Annotated in this window: 18 protein-coding genes; 8 read left to right on the top strand and 10 right to left on the bottom strand. The window is 31.5% G+C overall.

The annotated features are described in order from the left end of the window. Positions 1 to 50 precede the first annotated feature (50 nt). Positions 51 to 1235 carry an ABC transporter permease gene (locus ACTS9J_RS11950; RefSeq protein WP_448353276.1) on the bottom strand — a complete coding sequence of 395 codons (1185 nt, stop codon included), beginning with the start codon at positions 1233 to 1235 and terminating at the stop codon, positions 51 to 53. Beyond that, on the bottom strand, positions 1235 to 1594 hold the full coding sequence (rbfA, locus tag ACTS9J_RS11945) for a 30S ribosome-binding factor RbfA (RefSeq protein ID WP_038334637.1): 360 nt from the start codon (positions 1592 to 1594) through the stop codon (positions 1235 to 1237). The genes ACTS9J_RS11950 and rbfA overlap by 1 nt, the downstream gene beginning before the upstream one ends. Positions 1595 to 1688: 94 nt before the next feature. Here rbfA and ACTS9J_RS11940 point away from each other — a divergent pair, with 94 nt between their 5' ends. Next, a complete protein-coding gene (locus ACTS9J_RS11940; RefSeq protein ID WP_019975256.1) occupies positions 1689 to 2087 on the top strand; it encodes a group III truncated hemoglobin in 399 nt (132 codons plus the stop codon). Positions 2088 to 2144: 57 nt separating this feature from the next. On the opposite strand, the gene ACTS9J_RS11935 is transcribed toward ACTS9J_RS11940, so the two are convergent. The 5 genes from ACTS9J_RS11935 to ACTS9J_RS11915 all read right to left on the bottom strand — a co-directional run bounded on the left by ACTS9J_RS11935 (position 2145) and on the right by ACTS9J_RS11915 (position 7945). Further along, complete coding sequence (locus tag ACTS9J_RS11935) at positions 2145 to 3518, bottom strand: NAD-dependent succinate-semialdehyde dehydrogenase (protein WP_219034703.1); 1374 nt, start codon at positions 3516 to 3518, stop codon at positions 2145 to 2147. A 147-nt stretch (positions 3519 to 3665) separates the two neighbouring features. Continuing rightward, the gene (locus ACTS9J_RS11930) at positions 3666 to 3923 is read right to left on the bottom strand and encodes a hypothetical protein (protein WP_125349038.1); all 258 of its coding nucleotides are present in this window, start codon (positions 3921 to 3923) and stop codon (positions 3666 to 3668) included. Positions 3924 to 3996: 73 nt separating this feature from the next. Then, complete coding sequence (gene dnaB, locus ACTS9J_RS11925; protein ID WP_115001280.1) at positions 3997 to 5556, bottom strand: replicative DNA helicase; 1560 nt, start codon at positions 5554 to 5556, stop codon at positions 3997 to 3999. Between the two features lie 99 nt (positions 5557 to 5655). After that, positions 5656 to 6609, bottom strand: a complete 954-nt coding sequence (locus tag ACTS9J_RS11920) for an acetyl-CoA carboxylase carboxyltransferase subunit alpha (RefSeq protein ID WP_038334644.1) — start codon at positions 6607 to 6609, stop codon at positions 5656 to 5658. 157 nt (positions 6610 to 6766) lie between these two features. Then, on the bottom strand, positions 6767 to 7945 hold the full coding sequence (locus ACTS9J_RS11915) for a thiolase family protein (RefSeq protein WP_115001279.1): 1179 nt from the start codon (positions 7943 to 7945) through the stop codon (positions 6767 to 6769). A gap of 193 nt (positions 7946 to 8138) precedes the next feature. On the opposite strand from ACTS9J_RS11915, the gene ACTS9J_RS11910 reads away from it, so the two are divergent. From ACTS9J_RS11910 to ACTS9J_RS11900, 3 genes are all read left to right on the top strand, one after another. After that, complete coding sequence (locus ACTS9J_RS11910) at positions 8139 to 9443, top strand: M28 family metallopeptidase (protein ID WP_291049058.1); 1305 nt, start codon at positions 8139 to 8141, stop codon at positions 9441 to 9443. A gap of 463 nt (positions 9444 to 9906) precedes the next feature. After that, positions 9907 to 10479 (top strand): hypothetical protein, encoded by a 573-nt coding sequence (locus tag ACTS9J_RS11905; RefSeq protein WP_125349041.1) that lies wholly within the window; start codon positions 9907 to 9909, stop codon positions 10477 to 10479. Positions 10480 to 10596: 117 nt separating this feature from the next. After that, positions 10597 to 11043, top strand: a complete 447-nt coding sequence (locus ACTS9J_RS11900) for a hypothetical protein (protein WP_448353275.1) — start codon at positions 10597 to 10599, stop codon at positions 11041 to 11043. A 61-nt stretch (positions 11044 to 11104) separates the two neighbouring features. Here ACTS9J_RS11900 and ACTS9J_RS11895 read toward each other — a convergent pair whose 3' ends face one another. Further along, on the bottom strand, positions 11105 to 12058 hold the full coding sequence (locus ACTS9J_RS11895; protein ID WP_291049064.1) for an isopenicillin N synthase family dioxygenase: 954 nt from the start codon (positions 12056 to 12058) through the stop codon (positions 11105 to 11107). A gap of 290 nt (positions 12059 to 12348) precedes the next feature. On the opposite strand from ACTS9J_RS11895, the gene ACTS9J_RS11890 reads away from it, so the two are divergent. Both ACTS9J_RS11890 and hemF read left to right on the top strand, forming a co-directional pair. Beyond that, the gene (locus ACTS9J_RS11890) at positions 12349 to 12780 is read left to right on the top strand and encodes a hypothetical protein (RefSeq protein WP_291074332.1); all 432 of its coding nucleotides are present in this window, start codon (positions 12349 to 12351) and stop codon (positions 12778 to 12780) included. A 76-nt stretch (positions 12781 to 12856) separates the two neighbouring features. Beyond that, a complete protein-coding gene (gene hemF, locus ACTS9J_RS11885; protein ID WP_448353274.1) occupies positions 12857 to 13759 on the top strand; it encodes an oxygen-dependent coproporphyrinogen oxidase in 903 nt (300 codons plus the stop codon). Positions 13760 to 13802: 43 nt separating this feature from the next. Here the strand turns inward: hemF and ACTS9J_RS11880 are convergent, their stop codons facing one another. Together ACTS9J_RS11880 and ACTS9J_RS11875 are read right to left on the bottom strand one after the other, a co-directional pair. After that, entirely contained in the window at positions 13803 to 15248 is a 1446-nt protein-coding gene (locus ACTS9J_RS11880; RefSeq protein ID WP_221855970.1) for an RtcB family protein, read from the bottom strand. Between the two features lie 17 nt (positions 15249 to 15265). After that, complete coding sequence (locus ACTS9J_RS11875; RefSeq protein ID WP_448353273.1) at positions 15266 to 16357, bottom strand: slipin family protein; 1092 nt, start codon at positions 16355 to 16357, stop codon at positions 15266 to 15268. Between the two features lie 725 nt (positions 16358 to 17082). Between ACTS9J_RS11875 and ACTS9J_RS11870 the strand changes: the two genes are divergently transcribed. Then, positions 17083 to 18102: a helix-turn-helix transcriptional regulator gene (locus ACTS9J_RS11870; RefSeq protein WP_448353272.1), complete on the top strand. Its 1020-nt coding sequence runs from the start codon at positions 17083 to 17085 to the stop codon at positions 18100 to 18102. Between the two features lie 40 nt (positions 18103 to 18142). Continuing rightward, positions 18143 to 18892, top strand: coding sequence for a polysaccharide deacetylase family protein (locus tag ACTS9J_RS11865; protein WP_115001267.1), 750 nt, complete (start codon positions 18143 to 18145; stop codon positions 18890 to 18892). Positions 18893 to 18930 lie beyond the last annotated feature (38 nt).

Here is an 18930-nt window from a genome sequence, read left to right as displayed (position 1 = left end):
TAAAAAAAGCTTGAAGATTTCTTCAAGCTTTTTTTATGTCTTAATATTTTTTATTTCACTTGTCTGGAAACGATCCACGAAACCAAACTTCCCAAACCTAAAACAGTTACAATAACTGCAACAAAATTTTCGACAGAAAAGATAAATGGAAACGCAACAGTTGGCGAAGCCATAACCAAACCAAAATCTATTTGTAATAATCCAATAACAGAGGCGATTAATAAACCTGTTGTCATCGCAATAAAGGTGATAATAAAACCAGTTTGGAAGAAAATATTACGAATGTTTTTTCGAGATAATCCAAAACTATACATCGTCTGAATTTCTTTCTTTTTATCCAAAATCAAGATAATAATTGTTCCTGCCAAATTGAAACATGCAATAATAATGACTAACGTGAAAATCAAATAACTGATTAAATTTTCCATATTCATTACTTTCAAGAAAGCTGAATCCAGATCTTGTCTGGTTTCGATTTTATAATGAGAACCCAATGCTTTTTGAAGTTGAATTTTCACTTCATTAAACGATTTTTTTCCAGTCGTTTTTACTTCAATCGAATAACACTGATTTTCGTTTAACAACAATAATTCTTGCGCCAAACCTAATGTCGTAAAGATGTGCTTGTCATATTGTTCGTTCAAAATAAAAACGCCAACGCTGTACGCATCTTTGCGAGTAAAAGCATCGCTTTCTTGTTTTATTAAACCTGTTCCAGCTTTTGGCATCATCAAATCTGCTGGCGTTATCGGATCGATATAAAGTTGTAAACGCTCTGCAATTCCATTCGAAACAATAAAATTATCATCGCGATTAAAATCTAAATATTGTCCACCATAAATCACTGTATCTAAACGCGTAACTTTGGTAAAGTTTTCGTCAACACCTTTCAAATAGGCAATATCTTGTTTTCCTTTGTAATCGATGTAGACTTTTTCTTCGATGATTTTAGAAAAAGCTTTGACATCTTTTTGTTGCTTCAATTGATCCACAACAAAAGTTAAACTGTCCAATACTTTTCCTTTCGAAGGTGATATTTTAATTTCAGGATTTACATTGCTATAATACTTTAAATTCATTTTTTCTAAGCCCGAAAAAACGGATAAAATAATAAACAAAGCTGCTGTAGCAACCAAAATAGCACCAACAGCAATCGATGTAATAATGTTTACAGCGTTTGTATTCGTTTTCGAAAAAATGTAGCGTTTCGCAATGTAAAGTGAAATGTTTCTCATTATAAGATTGGATTATTTCCTTCTCCTCTTAGCGCTTTGTCGATTTTATCCATTTCGTCTAATGAATTATCTAAAATGAAAATTAATTCTGGCGTAATACGCATTTGTTTAGAAGCGCTTTTTGATAAAATTCCTCTAAATAATGGTGTATTAACTCTAATTTCTTTAAAAATTTCGTCTTTTTGAGTACTTGGAAAAATACTTACATAGATTTTAGAAACGCTCAAATCTGGTGTTACTTTTACTTCTGTAACACTAATCAAATTTCCAGGGAATTCCTTTACAGCCCATTTTCTAAAAGCTTCTGCTAATTCTTCTTGAAATAATTTACTTACTTTTTGTTGTCTATTGCTATCCAATTCTATTCATTTTTATGAGACTGTAAAATTACTGCATTTTTTCGTGATTAAAAACATTGATGAATTGAATTAAGTTCTTTGTAAATTTGTTTTAATGAAAAAAGATATCGAAACTTCAGAAGATGTTGCTTTATTGGTGAATACGTTTTACGATAAAGTGCAAAAAGATGATGTCATTGGTTACTTTTTTTCGGAAGTTGCAAAGGTAAATTGGGACGAACATTTGCCACATATGATTCAGTTTTGGGAAACTGTTTTGTTAGGAAAAGCAACTTTTGAAGGCTGGCCAATGCGAACACATTTGGTTTTGAGTCAAAAAGAGAAATTAAAACCACACCATTTCGAGCGTTGGATTGAATTGTGGTACGGAATAATTGACGAAAAATTTGAAGGAGAAATAGCAAATGAAGCAAAAAATCGAGCAAAAATTATGCGTGATTTAATTCTTTTCAAAATTGACCAAATGGAACAAAAACAAGGATTTATTCAATAAAAAAATGCAACTTTATAAAAGTTGCATTTTTTTATTATTTTAGATATGATTGAAAAATTATTTCGCAATCATGATTAATTTTTTATTGATAAATTCCATAATTCCAGCTTTAGAAAGTTCGCGTCCGTACCCCGAATGTTTAACACCTCCGAAAGGTAAATCTGGACTTGATGAAACTTGTTTGTTTACGTAAACCATTCCCGAATCTATTCTACGAGCGATTTTCTCCGCATTCGGAACATCTTCTGTATAAATAGAAGCACCTAACCCGTAAGGCGTATCATTCGCAATTTTGATTGCTTCTTCTACATCTTTGACTTTCCAAATACAAACCACAGGTCCAAAAACTTCTTCGTCATAAGCCTTCATTCCAGGTTTTAAATCTGTCAAAATTGTTGGTTGTAAAAAGAAACCATCACGATCAATACGTTTTCCTCCTGAAACAATTGTTGCTCCTTTATTAGCTGAATCATTAATTTGATCCAATAATTTTTCTAACGCGCTTTCCGAACTTACAGGTCCCATATTGGTGTCAGCATGTGTAGGGTCGCCAACTTTCATTCCGTTTATATAGTCCGTAATTTTTTTCAAATATTCATCGTAAATACCTTCTTGTACTATAATACGTTTCGAAGAAGTACAAGCTTGTCCAGCATTACGTAAACGACCGTTAATGGTTCCGTTCATCACTTTTTCGATATCCGCATCATTCAAAACGATCATTGGATCAGAACCACCAAGTTCTAAAACCGAAGGTTTTACATTTTTACCAGCGATACTTGCAACCTCTGCACCAGCAGCTTCTGAACCAGTTAAAGATACACCAACAATTTTTGGATTATTAATAATCGAATCTGTGTCTTTTCCTGACATCAATAAGTTTTTGTACAAACCTTTTGGAGCGCCAGCAGCAGTAAACATTTCTTCGAAAGCGATTCCACATTGCGGAATATTAGAAGCCGTTTTCAAAACAACTGTGTTACCAGCCATAATGTGAGGCCCAGCAAAACGTGCAATTTGAGAAAAAGGAAAGTTCCAAGGCATGACACCTAATAACACACCAATAGGTTCTGAAACCACATAAGCGTCACCTTTTTCTGTTTGTATAGGAACATTTGCCAAGAATTCTTCTGCATTATCAGCGTAATATTCGATGATATTTGCACTATAATCAATTTCGATTTCACTTTCATACAATGGTTTTCCCATTTCTGTTGTAATCAAAGCAGCTAATCGAGCTTTTTGCTTACGCATTTCGTTTGCGACACGTTTCATTACAGCTTTTCTTTCTTCGAAAGATTCGAATCGCCATGTTTGATATAATTCGTTTGCGTCGTCTATATATTGATTGATTTCTTCGCTTGTGTAGGCTTGAAATTCTTTTTCGATTTTACCTGTAGCAGGATTTAATGTTCTGATTGAACTTGCCATTTCACTCTTTATTTAATGTATACAAAGTTGTAGCAATTCTCGTTCCTAACAAAACTTTTAGGATAAATAAAACTGATAGTTGATGAGATTTTAGAAGGTTTGAACAATAAAGTAAGTATAAATGAACAATAGAAATTAGAAGAATGATTATTTATCTAAATCAGTTGCTGAATTTGTTCGTGATAAAAACCAAATTGTTCCGTTTTTACTTTTCATTTTTTTATTTGCTAAAATAATTCCTAATATTAATCCTGTTAGAATGAAGATAGAACCAATAATTAAATTAGAAATTGATTTATTTTGAAAATAAATCAACAATCCAATTATGAAGCCAATAATAAAGGGTGATATAAAGATTTGAATCCAACCATAAAGTTCTGCAATAAATTCTAGATTCTTTTTCATAAAGTAAATATTTATGATTGATTAAAATTATCAAATCTTAATAGAACAATTCGTTCAAAATAAAATCATTCTTTTAAAACGGTAAATTATCGTCGTCGTTGTTCATCGAACTTGTGAATTCTCCGCCGAAATCTCCAAAAGCATCAGAAGGATCGATAGCAGATAAATTCATTGCACTTCCCATTTCTTGAGAACCATCATTCATCGAGCTTTGAATTTCGAAATCTCCACCAAATGAAGTTTCTAAATCGGTAAATTTAGCTTGCTCATTAATGAATCGTAGACGCACATTTTCTAACGCACCATTACGGTGTTTAGCAATGATAAATTCGGCTTGACCAGCGCAAGGTTCACTTTCATCATCCCAATATTCTAATTTATAATATTCGGGACGATAAATAAACGAAACGATATCGGCATCTTGCTCAATCGCTCCAGATTCACGTAAATCCGATAATAATGGACGCTTGCTTCCTCCACGAGTTTCTACCGAACGAGATAACTGCGAAAGTGCAATAACAGGAATACTTAACTCTTTTGCGATTGCTTTTAAGGAGCGCGAAATCATCGAAATTTCTTGCTCACGGTTTCCATTTGCTTTTCCACCAGCAGTCATTAACTGTAAGTAGTCAATCAAAATCATTTTTACACCATGTTGAGAAACCAAACGACGCGCTTTTGCTCTTAAATCGAAGATAGAAAGGGCAGGCGTATCGTCAATGTAAAGCGGTGCATTTTCAAGACCTTTTACTTTTGTATATAATTGTTTCCATTCGTGATCGGCTAATTTTGCTTTACGCAATTTTTCACCCGAAATTCCAGTTTCACCCGAAATCATACGCGTAATCAACTGAACAGAAGACATCTCTAATGAAAAAACAGCAACTGGAATATTTTTGTCCACCGTCATATTTTTCGCCATCGAAAGGATAAAAGCGGTTTTCCCCATACCAGGACGAGCGGCTAAGATAATCAAATCCGATTCTTGCCAACCCGAAGTAATTTTATCAATTTCTGTAAATCCAGAAGATAAACCAGACATTCCTTCTTTGGTAGATTGGGCTTTAATTTTGTCAATCGCTTCTGTAACTAAATCTCTTGCTTCCGAATAACTACGCTTGATTCCACCTTCTGTAATTTCGAATAATTTCGATTCAGAATAATCCAGTAAATCAAATACATCGGCAGTATCATCGTATGATTTTTCAATGACTTGATTCGAAATTTCAATTAAACGACGAAGAATATATTTTTCTTGAATGACACGAGCATAATACTCCACGTGTGCAGAAGAAGAAACTTTTTGCGTTAATTGAATCAAATAATAATCACCGCCAACACGATCTAATTTGCCTTCACTTTTCAACTCATTCGAAACCGTTAATAAATCAATAGGTTCTGAATCGTTAAATAATTTTTGAATGACAGCATAAATCGCTTGATGCTCTGGACGATAAAAAACTTGCGGTGTAAGAATGTCAATGACTTCATCCAACCCTTTTTTATCAATCATCATCGCACCAAGTACAGCTTGCTCTAAATCAACAGCTTGTGGAGGAAGTTTACCTTTCTCTAAACCAATGACATTGTGCTTGTTAGCTGGTATTTCGGGATTATAATTTGCTTGTTCCATAAGAGTTTCAAAATTAAATAAAAAAACGAGATATAACTAATTTTATATCTCGTTTTAAAATTGTATATTCTACAATAAGTATTATTGTAAAACAATATTTTATCCTGAAAATTCTCCGAATTTGATGTAACGTTCTTGACGTTGTTGTTGTAATTCTTTTGGAGAAAGTTTTTTCAATTCGTTGTAAGTGTCTAAAACTTTATTTTTCAAGTTTGTGTACGCAACTTCTGGTTTGTAGTGTGCTCCACCAAGCGGTTCTTGAATGATGTCTTCAATTAATCCTAATTCTAACATATCAGGACCAGTTAATTTCATTTGCGAAGCAGCTTGCTCTTTGTAATCCCAACTTCTCCATAAAATTGTAGAACAGTTTTCTGGTGAAATTACAGAATACCAAGTGTTTTCTAACATGAAAACTTTGTTCCCAACTCCAATTCCTAATGCTCCACCTGAAGCTCCTTCACCAATTACAATTGTAATGATAGGAACTGTAAGTTTCAACATTTCGTAGATGTTTTTAGCGATAGCTTCACCTTGACCTCTTTCTTCAGCTTCTAAACCAGGATATGCACCAGGAGTGTCGACTAAAGTCAAGACAGGAATATTAAACTTTTCTGCTAACTTCATCAAACGTAAAGCTTTGCGGTAACCATCTGGATTAGACATTCCGAAACGACGATATTGTCTTTCTTTGGTATTTTTTCCTTTTTGTTGACCAATAATCATAAAAGTTTGACCATTGATTTTTCCCATACCACCAACCATTGCTTTATCATCAGCAAAAGTTCTATCTCCGTGAATTTCGATAAACGTGTTATCTGTGATCGCGTAAGCGTAGTCTAAAGTATAAGGGCGAGAAGGATGACGAGACAATTGTACACGTTGCCATGGCGTTAAATTACCATAGATTTCCTTCTTTTTATTTTCAATTGCAATTTCAATTTCAACGCAAGCCTGTTTGATGTTAACACCGCTTCCTTCGCCGACGATTTGACAGCTTTGTAACTGTTCTTCTAAATCTTTGATAGGTTGTTCAAATTCTAAATATTCCATACAAAAGTGTTTGTTCAATCCAACAAATATAGAAAAGGTTTTTAAGCCAATTATAATAAATGTCGAATGTTTTTCAGATTTTTTACAAGTATTTTAATTTCAAAAGATAAAAAAGCGTCTACAGATTAGACGCTTTCATCGTGTATTTGATCTAAAATTAGATTTTTTCGATAATCATTGCAGATGCTCCACCGCCACCATTACAGATAGCTGCACCACCAATTTTTCCTCCGTTTTGCTCTAAAACATTTAATAATGTAACCAAAATTCTTGATCCAGAATTTCCAAGTGGATGACCAATAGAAACCGCACCACCATTTACATTGACTTTAGAAGCATCAAGGTTTAATAATTTAGTATTTGCAATTCCAACAACTGAAAACGCTTCGTTAAATTCCCAGAAATCAACATCAGCAGCTGTCATATTTGCTTTTTTCAATAATTTTTCAACCGCTTTAGCTGGTGCAGTTGTAAATTTTGAAGGTTCTTGAGAAGCATCAGCATAAGCAATAACTTTTGCAAGAGGTTTTAATCCTAATTCGTTTGCTTTATCTAAAGACATTAATACTAAAGCAGAAGCTCCATCATTAATTGTAGAAGCATTTGCAGCAGTTACAGTTCCGTCTTTAGAGAAAACAGCGCGCAAACCTGGAACTTTATCAAAGTTTACATTTTTATATTCTTCGTCTTCTTTAAAAATAACTGGTTCTCCTTTGCGTTGAGGAATTTCTACAGGAACAACTTCGTTGTCAAATTTTCCAGCAGCCCAAGCAGCAGCAGATTTTTTGTAAGAATTAATTGCAAACTCATCTTGCTCTTCACGAGAAATATTGAACTCAGTTGCACAAGTATCTCCGAAAAGTCCCATCATTTCTTTGCTGTAGTAATCTTGTAAACCATCGTTCACAATTCCATCTAACAAAACAGTATTTCCGTATTTATTTCCAGTTCTTGCATTTGGTGAATAGAAAGGAACCATCGACATGTTTTCCATTCCTCCAGCAACTACAACATCTGCGTCACCTAAACGAATTGCTTGTGTAGCAAACATTACAGCTTTCATACCAGAGGCACAAACTTTGTTTACCGTTGTTGCAGGAATTGTATTTGGTAAACCTGCTTTTATCATTGCTTGCTTAGCAGGTGCTTGTCCTTCACCAGCTTGCAATACATTTCCCATATATACTTCATCAACCAAAGATCCATCTAAGTTGATTTTATCTAAAGCTCCTTTAATAGCTGTTGCGCCTAAATCTGTAGCTGGAACGTTAGATAAACTTCCCAAAAAAGATCCCATTGCTGTACGAACAGCTGAAACTATTACGACTTCTTTCATTTAATTTGTGATTTGTTGTTTTTATTATGATAACTTAATAATGCAAGATATAAAATTTATAGTAGTATTAATTTGATTTACTTTTTAAAGATTTTTTAAATTTGTTATTGACTTAATATAGATAATTGATTTTTTTTGTTAAAATGATAATTATCTTAGAATAGAATATTTTTTGAAGAATAAAATGATTAAAATGCTGAAGAATAAAATGATATTATTTGGTTTGATTTCGTGTTTTGTAATTACAATCGGAAATGCGCAAACCTTTGATCAAAAATATTTTAAATCAATTTTAGATTCGCTTACGTCAAATTCGTTTGCTGGCAGAGGTTATGTAGAAAATGGAATGACAAATGCTGGAATTTATTTACAAAACGAATTTCAAAAAAATGGATTGAAGTCTTTTTCTAATCGTTATAATCAAACATTTACTTTTCCGATTAATATTATCAAAGATGCAAAACTGAAAATTAATGGAAAAGAATTAAAATATGGAATTGATTTTATTGTAAAACCAATTTCTAAATCAATTTCGAAAACCAATTCACCTTTTTATATTTTTGACACAAAAGCCTATGTGGAATCTTTTCAGTCGAAAGATAAAACGAGGGATTTTATTGTGAAAGATGATGAATCGCAAAAAGGAAAACATATTATTTTGCCGCCTTTAGTGACTTCTGTAGATTCTATTCAGAAATATTACAAACAATGGGCGAATATTTATGAGAAAAATGAAAATAAAAATCGAGCGATTTTTAGATTTACATCAGATAAATTGACTTCAAGTCTTAGTCAACGACAATCTTCTATTTCAGAATTTATTATTTCGGATAAATTTTATTCTAAAAATTTAAAAATAAACGATTATTCTATTGATTCAGAGTTAAATAATTCATTCGAAGCAAATAATATAATTGGTTACATTGACGGAAAGAACAATGATAGCGTAATTGTTATTTCTGCTCATTATGATCATTTAGGGAAAGTTGGACAAACTATTTTTCCTGGAGCGAGTGATAATGCGAGCGGAACTGCAATGATGATGGCGCTGATGAAGTATTATTCAAAACATCAGCCTAATTATAGAACAGTTTTTATGGCTTTTGCAGGTGAAGAAGCGGGGATTTTAGGCGCAGATTATTATGTTAATCATCCTCTTTTTCCATTGAATCAAATCAAATTTTTAGTCAATTTAGATATTATGGGAGCGGGCGATCAAGGAATTCAAGTTGTGAATGGTAAAGTTTTTAAAAATCAATTTGAAAAATTAGTTGAATTCAATCAAACAAATAAATACCTAAAAGAAGTTAAAATTCGAGGAGAATCGTGTAATTCCGATCATTGTCCGTTTTATTTGAAAGGTGTTCCGTCGTTTTTTATTTACACATTAGGAGGAAAAGGTTTTTATCATGATCCCAATGATACAGCTGAAAGTTTGGATTTGAGTTCCTCTGAAAAAGTATATAATTTGTTGAAAGCTTTTATTGATAAGCTATAAAAAAATAATCCGTTCAAAGTGAACGGATTACTAACCAACCTAAACTACTATAAAAAACTCTAAAAAGTAAAAAGAGTGCGAGTAATTCCAAACTTCATAAATCAATTTCGTTATACTCGTTGTTACTCTTTGTCTTACTATCTATGAATAAATTATTTGACACTGCAAATGTCTAACTTTTATGTCTTGTTTGGAAAAATTGTAAAAGATTTTATTTATAATAGTTATAGAGAATATTTATAATAAACGTTTGTTGTCGGATATTAAACTTTGTATTAATTTGTTAAAAATAAACAATAATAGTTAAAGTGTAATTGTATGAAAGCGTACTTTAACACCTTTTTAACTATTTGTTTACGAAAATATGATGAAATGATAAGATTTGAAATCTTTTCAACTAAATTTGATTTTTGAATCGTAAAGACTTCATAAATTTAAACAAATTTTAAACCAAAACGCCAAAATGAGACTTTTTTTATTGGTTTTTTCCTTACATATTGTGTTATTTGTTGATGCGCAAAATGTTAACCCAAATCAAATTCGAACAAAAATTTACGATACTATTTTACAAGATATCCAAAAACAAAGTTTAGAATTTCCGAACAAAAAAATTGTGGTAGATCCTACGATTAATAAGTTTGAAGATTATAAAATGGACGAATTTGGGCTGAAATTAGATTCGGCGAAATATCTACAAGACACTTCAATTTGTTCTAAATTAACAACCTATAAATGCGTTTCGAAATTTGAGATTGATAATTATTCGATTACCAATGTTTACAAAGATGAAGCAGATGCGTTATATCCTGACTTTTATGGGATTTATGCACCAATCGATTCGTGGTACAATTTGATTTATTATGCGGCTGTTAATCATTTTGAGAAGGATAGAGAATTTCAATTTAACGTCTTAATTCCAGTTCGAAATGTGCAAATGAAAAATAAAACGATGAAGGAAAAAATGTTCTTTTATAACGTTTTGTTTGATGAGCAATTTAAGATTCTAAAATTTGAAAAATTATTATTAAAACATTAAAATTCAATCAGAAAAGTTGTAAATTAGCAAGACTCAAATTTTTAATTGATGTTAAACGTTAGCGCTTATATAGACGAGCTTTTGCAGTTATCAAAAGGCAATTTACGGATTTGCCGTATGAATTGGTGGCTTTTAAAATACGAAGATGAATTTGAGAAAGCAATAGAACAAACGTCTTGTAAAAAGTGGCAAAGATGGCTTTATAATGGAGAACATCCATATCCATGTGTTTGTCCAAAGCGCGAAAAATTATGCGTTTTTATCGATTTATATCGCGAATTGGATCGTTTGACACAAGTGCAACGTTTAGAGAATTTTTTTCAAGAATATTTTCAAAAATTTGAGTTGATTAAAGATTCAAAAGAATCTTTGAGAAATTGGATGAATGATATTCGTCCAACGATTTCTTCCATTTATTTATTATTGGATAAGAATGATAATCTAAAAATTAGATTTTATAATTCGGATCCAGTTTTGGAAGTGGATATCAATAAAAATGATTATAAATACACCTTGTTGTGTTTGGATATTTTTAACTACAACATGTACGTAAGAGGAATGTAAAAGAAAAGAGAGTTGACGAAAATCAACTCTCTTTTTTATGAAATATTAGATTAAATATGGCTTATTTAATTAAACCAATTTCTCTTAAACGCTGAGTTAAGAAATCCCCAGCTGTAATATCTTCAAATTGTTTTGGATTTTCTTCTGTTACACAATCTTCTAAAACAGATAAGTCCATTTCAGAAACTGGATGCATAAAGAATGGAATAGAAAAACGAGATGTTCCCCATAATTCTTTCTCTGGATTAACCACTTGGTGAATTGTAGATTTCAATCTGTTGTTTGTGTGACGAGATAACATATCACCAACATTAATCACCAATTCGTCGTCAGCAGCAATAGCATCAACCCAAGTTCCATCGTGACGTTGCACTTGTAATCCACGACCTTGCGCTCCCATTAACAATGTAATCAAGTTAATATCTCCGTGAGCACCTGCGCGAACCGCATCTTTAGGCTCTTCTGTGATAGGAGGATAGTGAATTGCTCTCAAAATAGAGTTTCCGTTTTTCACTTTATCATCAAAGTAAAACTCGTCTAAACCTAAGAATAAAGCCAAAGCACGTAAAACGTAAACACCAGTTTTTTCTAATTGTTTGTATGTCTCTTCACCATAAGTGTTAAAACCTGGAACTTCGTTTACATCAACATTTTCTGGATAGTTGTATTTCGCTTTATCTTCTTCAGTTAAATACTGTCCAAAATGCCAAAATTCTTTCAAGTCACCAACAGTTCTACCTTTAGCATGTTCGTTTCCGAAAGCTGTATAACCGCGTTGACCACCAATTCCTTCTACTACATAAGTTTGTTTTGTTTCTGTAGGTAAAGCGTAAAATTCGCGAACGCTTTTATATAAATTTTCAACTAATTCGTCAGATAAAAAATGTCCTTTCAAAGCAACGAATCCGATTTCTTCGTATGCTTGTCCAATTTCGTTGACAAATTTTTGTTTTCTTGCTGGATCATCAGATAAAAAGTCTGCTAAATTAACCGATGGAATTCCGTTTTGTGACATTTATATTTTGTTTTATAAAATTTCTTCTGCAAAGGTATAGAAAGATTTCTTTTGTGAATAATATTGTTAATAACTTTTTTGGATTGCTATTGGTTTGATTTAAAATTAAATCGTTTAAATGATTTTAATTGGCTAAAATATTTATTTTTAATGCTATTAAGTTTATTTTGAAGGTTCTATTGATTTTGATAAATATAAGTATTTACTATTTAAAATTGTATTTTAATATATATTACTTATAATTCTGATAATGGATATGGGTTTTGTTATATTACAAAAAATTAAAATGAATGAAATTACTATTTACTTTTTTATTATTTAGTTCAATTGTCTTTGCTCAAGAAAAAGGGAAGGCTAGGATGATGATTTATCCTGGTTGTGAAAAATTTGAAAAGAAAGGTGTAAAGAAGTTAGCAGACTGTTTTAGTAAGGATTTTAATAAACAGCTATTGCTTGAAGTTGAACAGGTGTTAAAAAATAATGGTTTGACAATTAATGAAATAAATGTAAATGCAAAAGTTAAATTTGAGATAAATAAAGAAGGTGAATTTCAAGATTTAGAAATAAATGGGAATGATTCAGAAAAATTACTTATAGAAGAGGCTTTTGTGAATTATGTTTTAAAATTGAAAAAAGACAACAAAAAAATAATTCCAGCTTTTACTGAAAAAGGAGAACCTGCAAGATTAATTTTTGATATACCATTTAAAATTATAAATTAAGGTTTGAAATTTTATTAATCTTAAGGCTAATTTTATCACAAGGAGATTTCATTCTATATTTGCAAAAATATTTATGATGAAAGATCAATTTTTTCAATATATACAAGACTTACAAAGTAAAATTATAGCCAAACTTGAAGAAGTTGATGGTAAAGCTAAATTTTTACGAGATAATTGGGAACGCGAAGAAGGAGGTGGTGGATTATCTTGTGTTTTAACTGACGGAGCTGTTTTTGAGAAAGCTGGCGTTAATATATCTAAGGTTTATGGTGAATTACCAGAAACCATGCAAAAGGCTTTGAATGTTTCTTCGGGTAAATTTTTTGCTTGTGGATTGAGTTTGGTTATTCATCCAACAAGTCCACATATTCCGACGACTCATGCAAATTGGAGATATTTTGAAATGTATGACAAAGAAGGAAATATTGTCGATCAATGGTTTGGAGGAGGTCAAGATTTGACGCCATATTATTTGGATGAAAAAGATGTGATGCATTGGCATACAATCTGTAAAAAAAGTTGTGATGCGCATGATGCGGCTTTTTATTTAAAGTATAAAGAAGAATGTGATAAATATTTTTGGAATACGCATCGAGAAGAAGCGCGTGGAATAGGAGGTTTGTTCTTTGATTACTTGAAACCAACTTCAGAAAAAACAGTTGAACAATGGTATGATTTCGTAACAGAAGTAGGAAACTCATTTTTGGAGGCGTATATTCCGATTGTTGAAAAGCACAAAAATGATGAATTTTCTGATGAACAAAAGGAATGGCAAGAAATTAGAAGAGGTCGTTATGTGGAATTTAATCTAATTCATGATAGAGGAACTTTGTTTGGTTTGAAAACCAATGGACGAATAGAATCTATTTTGATGAGTTTACCCAAACATGTACAATGGCATTATAATCATCAGCCAGAAGAAGGTTCTGAAGAATATAGATTAGTAGACGTGTTAAAACATCCAAAAGATTGGATTTAATCAATAAAATATAAAATGCCTGAACATTTGTTCAGGCATTTTTTTAATCTTCTCTCGATCCGTCATCTGCCATTCTGACCATTTTAGGTGTAAAAGTAGCCACAACATCAACCAGATCTTGTTGTGCAGCCATTACTTCGTGAATATCTTTATACGCCATCGGCGCTTCATCTTTTCCGCCTCCAATTAGTGTAATTCCAAAATCATTCAAATAATCGTTTATCTTGTTTTGTGATAATGATTTAATTGCTTGTGTTCGGCTCATCTTTCGACCAGCACCATGAGAAGCCGAATGAATAGAATTTTCTTCACCTTTTCCGCGAACCAAAAATCCTGGCGCAGTCATTGAACCTGGAATAATTCCCATCACATCTTTAGAAGCTGGTGTTGCACCTTTTCGATGAACAATTACTTCTTCGCCATTGTAAATTTCTTTCCAAGCAAAATTATGATGATTTTCTACTTTAGCTAAAACTTCTGCACCGATAGATTTTTTAATTTTTTGATGAATAATTTCGTGACAAGCCGAAGCATATTCACCAGCCAAATTCATCGTAATCCAATATTCTTGACCTTCTGCAGAATCCAAATCCAAATAAGCTAAATTTTGTGCTTTATAAGGAAGTTTACAAATTTCTTTTGCAATTTTTGTATAATGTCCAGCGATTGTAGCACCGAAACCTCTCGATCCAGAATGCGTTAATAACGCTAAATACGAACCTTTTTTGATGTTCAGTTTCTTATCATCTTCTTTGAAATCAATCAGACCAAATTCTACAAAATGATTTCCTCCTCCAGAAGAACCCAATTGCGACCACGCTTTATCTTTTAAATTTTGAATAAATGAATTTGTTTCGAATTTTGCATCATCCAAAATCTGATGTTCGGCTTTGTATTGACCATGAAAACCATGTCCTGCACCAAACTTTGTGTTTTTTATTAAAGTTTTTTTTAAAGAATCATGATGCTTAAAATAATAAGAAGCAGGTAAATCATAAATCGATAAAGCCATTCTACATCCAATATCAACGCCGACACCATAAGGAATAATTGCATTTTTTGTTGCTAAAACTCCGCCAATCGGTAAACCATAACCTTGATGAGCATCTGGCATTATTGCGCCGGCAACTGTTACAGGAAGTTTCATGGCTACTTTCATTTGTTCTAAAGCACCATCTTCAATATTTTTTGCACCATAAATGTTGAAATCGTTCGGATTTTCATTCAATTCAATTAAGTTTTCATCTTGTTGAGGTAAATGAATTCCATTGATAAAACCATTTGCAAGCGTTTTGAAAATTTTATCTTCTAAGAAATCTTGTGGCGAAGACAAAACTTGCGCATATTTATCAAGCATTTCGGCTTTTGTATAACCATTTCTTTTTCGGTTAATTTTTAAGGCAATTCCTAAAATTTCATTCTCAGGATAACCCAAGGCAATCAAATCATTTCCATTAATTGGTTTGTTTTGTTGTTCGGTTGTTTTCATATAATTTGGTTAGAATATTATTTAGTAAACATTGTTTTTAGTTCATTTAACACATTCGATCCACCAGAAATTGAGATTTCTCCCACTTTATCGGCAATTTTTTCGATGTATTCCATTTCTTTTAATTTCCATAACGTTTCGTTTTCTTCCATCAATTTCGCAGTGTTCAATAAACTTCTTGTCGAAGCAGTTTCCTCACGACGCGTAATCGAATTAGCTTGAGCCGTTTTTTCGGCAATCAAAACACGGTTCATAATTTCTCTTATTTCTCCAGGAAGAATAATGTCTTTCATACCTGCGTCAATCAATTTTAGACCAATTTCTTGGCATTCAGCTTGATATTTTTGAATGATATAATTCGTTACCGAATTTTTATCTGACATCAAATCATCAAAATTCATGTTTCCAATAAATTCTCTCAAACCTAATTGAATCGCTTGATAAATCATTTTTTCGAAATCTTTGTTCGATTGATAAGCGTTTAACAAATCAGTAATTTGATAATTTACCATAAAATTGATTCGTAATTGCGCTTTATCTTTCGTCAAAATTTCTTGTCCCGAAATTTCAATTGTTTGCGGACGCATATCAAAAGATACCATCGAGATTTTAACTTCGTTGTTATAAAATTTATACTCGCCAGCTTTTAAAACTGAATTAAATTCATTGTCTTTAAATAAAATTCCTTCATGATAAGTTGGAATAGAAATAATACGAATCGCACCAGCTTTTCTTAAAATATCTATTTCTCTTTTTGTTAAATTCTTAATTTCGTCAGTAGAATTTAAATCAAATTTTACAGCTTTTAATTGAGTCGAATTTTTCCAAATCATCACGTTTTTATTGTAAAATGAATCATAGATTTGATTGTTTTTGTAAATAATCAACACTTCGTTATGTAAAACTTCGATAAAATCTACCATATTTTTTAATGTTTCATTTTCTAAAAATATTGCATAGTATTTTTCATCAATTATTTCGTTAATGTTTAATTTTTCGATGTTTTTATTAAAGAAAATCCAATAGTTTCCTTTTGTATAAATTTTTTCTACTTCGTTATTTTTGATATAGATTCCAATTTCTTGGTTGTTAATTGGTAATTTTTTCATTATCTAATTTTTTATAGGTTTTTACTATTTTATATTTCTCCTTTATCGAAGAATCTTTTTCTAAATTTTTTAATTAAAAAAGCTAAATCATTTTCCTTTTTTAAAACGGAATTTGAAGTTTGAGCAGCTTATTTTGATTTCTTGTTTTAATCATTTTTTTCAAATCATTTTGACTTGATTTTTTAGTTTAAACTTTTGAAATCAATCATCAACTAAAGTTTCAAATTCAGGTTTTAAAGAAGTTTTTGATCTTATTTCAAATTCATTTCTAGGAAATATATTCTCTATTCGAAAAGAAAACTTTTTAGCTTTTGTTTCCAATGGTACCCTTTCGGGCGATAAACAGATTAAAGTCTGTGTGAATTGCTCTACCCACTGAGCTATTTCAGTTTCCTGAAAGTAGGAATCGAACCTACGACCCATCCGCTGGAGATTTTAATTATTCAGAATAGAAGTGATGAAACAATTTCTACTACAATGCTATACTGAAACATTTGTCAAGGAATAATTAAAATCGTTTGGTTTTTAAACCTTTGACAAAGTTGGAGTAGAAGTGTGCAAGTGAATTGCGCAATAAAATATTTTTTCGAAATAATTTGTAAACGATGATTAACAGAGGGTTTTATATTGAAAATATTTTGAATAAAATTTGAAATAAAAATTTCTGCGCAAATAGATTGCGTACTTTGATTTGAAATTTGTAGTATTGAACAAAGAAATCAACCATGGCAACCAATAAAATTGCATTAATACGTTATCAAACGATCGATAAATGTCTTCAAAATCATTTCAGAAAATGGACATTAGAAGATTTGATAGAAAAAGTTTCGGAAGCTTTGTATGAATACGAAGGAATAACTTCTGGCGTTTCGAAACGGACAATTCAAAGCGACATTCAGGTGATGCGAAGTGATAAATTGGGTTATAATGCGCCAATTGTTGTTCGAGAAAAAAAGTTTTATGAATATAAAGATCATGACTATTCGATTCATAATTCACCAGTTTCTTCTGCTGATTTAGATAAAATGAAAGAAGTGATTTCGGTAATGAAACAATTGAATGGGTTTAATTATTTTGATGATATGAACGAGATTATTACGCGTCTCGAAAATAATTTATCCAAACAAACGCATCAACAACCAAATTATATTCAGTTTGAGGAAAATCCATTGTTAAAAGGTTTGGAGCATTTGAATCGATTGTATCAAGCAATAGTGAAGAAGCAACCTCTGTTGATTTCTTATCAATCATTCAAAGCAAAAAATCAAGAACCAAAACAACAAGTTTATTATCCGTATTTGTTGAAAGAATACCGTAATCGCTGGTTTTTATTGGCTAAATCGAGAAAAGATAAAAATTTGTATACGTTGGCTTTGGATAGAATTGTTGAGTTTTATGAATTGGCAAATGAACCTTTTGTAGATGAGCAAGAAATTAATTTTGATACGTATTATAACAATGCGATTGGCGTAACGAAAAGTGTGAAAGAAAGGGAGCAGCGTGTTGTTTTTCGTGTGAATAAAAAATTAGCGCCCTATGTGGTGACAAAACCAATTCATGCGACGCAAAAAGTGTTGGAAGTGACGGACGAAGGAACTTTATTTTCGATAGAAGTTGTACATAATTTTGAGTTGGAACGAGAACTTTTAGGATTTGGAGAAGAAATAGAAATTCTTGCTCCAAGATTAGTGAAAAAAAGAATCAAAACACGATTAGAAAAAGCATTAGAAAAATATAAAAAATAGAATTTCTTTCATACATTTAATTCATTAAAAACTAACTTAAATGATATGGAATAAAAGAATAATGACACTTTTGAGTGTCTTTTTATTAATCTTCTCGACAAGTTTGTTTGCACAGAAAGCGAGTGATTCTGTGAAAAAATATATCTATTTAACTTTTGATGATGGACCTTTGAATGGAAGTGAAAATATTGATGAGGTTTTCAAAAATGAGAAGTTAAAAGTGACTGTTTTTCTTGTTGGAGAACATGTGGAGAAAAATAAAACAATGACGGATTATTTTAAATATTACGAAGATAATCCTTACATCGAAGAATGTAATCATAGTTGGACGCATGCGAATGATCAGTACAAAAAGTTTTATAGTAACGAGCAAACGTCGGTTGAGGATATTTTGAAAAACCAATCGATACTAAAATTACAAGATAAAATTGTTCGTTTACCAGGAAGAAACATGTGGAGATTGGACGGAAAATCGAAGAATGATGGAGCTTCTGGTGTACAAACGGCTGATGGTTTAGCAAAGTTGGGTTATAAAGTTATTGGTTGGGATTTGGAATGGACGCATCATGGAAAAGATGGAACACCGGTGCAATCTGTTCAAGCGATTTATAAACAAATTGTTAATCAATTAGAATCGAATAAAACCTTTACAAATAATAATATAGTTGTGTTAATTCATGATGAGATGTTTCAGAATAAATGGGAAGAGTCCGAATTGAAACAATTGGTTGATCTTCTTAAAAAACATGATAACTATATTTTTGAGCAAATAAAATTTTATCCTCAATAAAACTTTTATAAAATACAAAAGCTGTCCAAAATTAGACA

Source organism: Empedobacter sp. ULE_I140, from assembly GCF_053482575.1.
The sequence above is the reverse complement of the archived record's forward strand: the minus strand, read 5'-3'. Positions and strand labels throughout refer to the sequence as shown.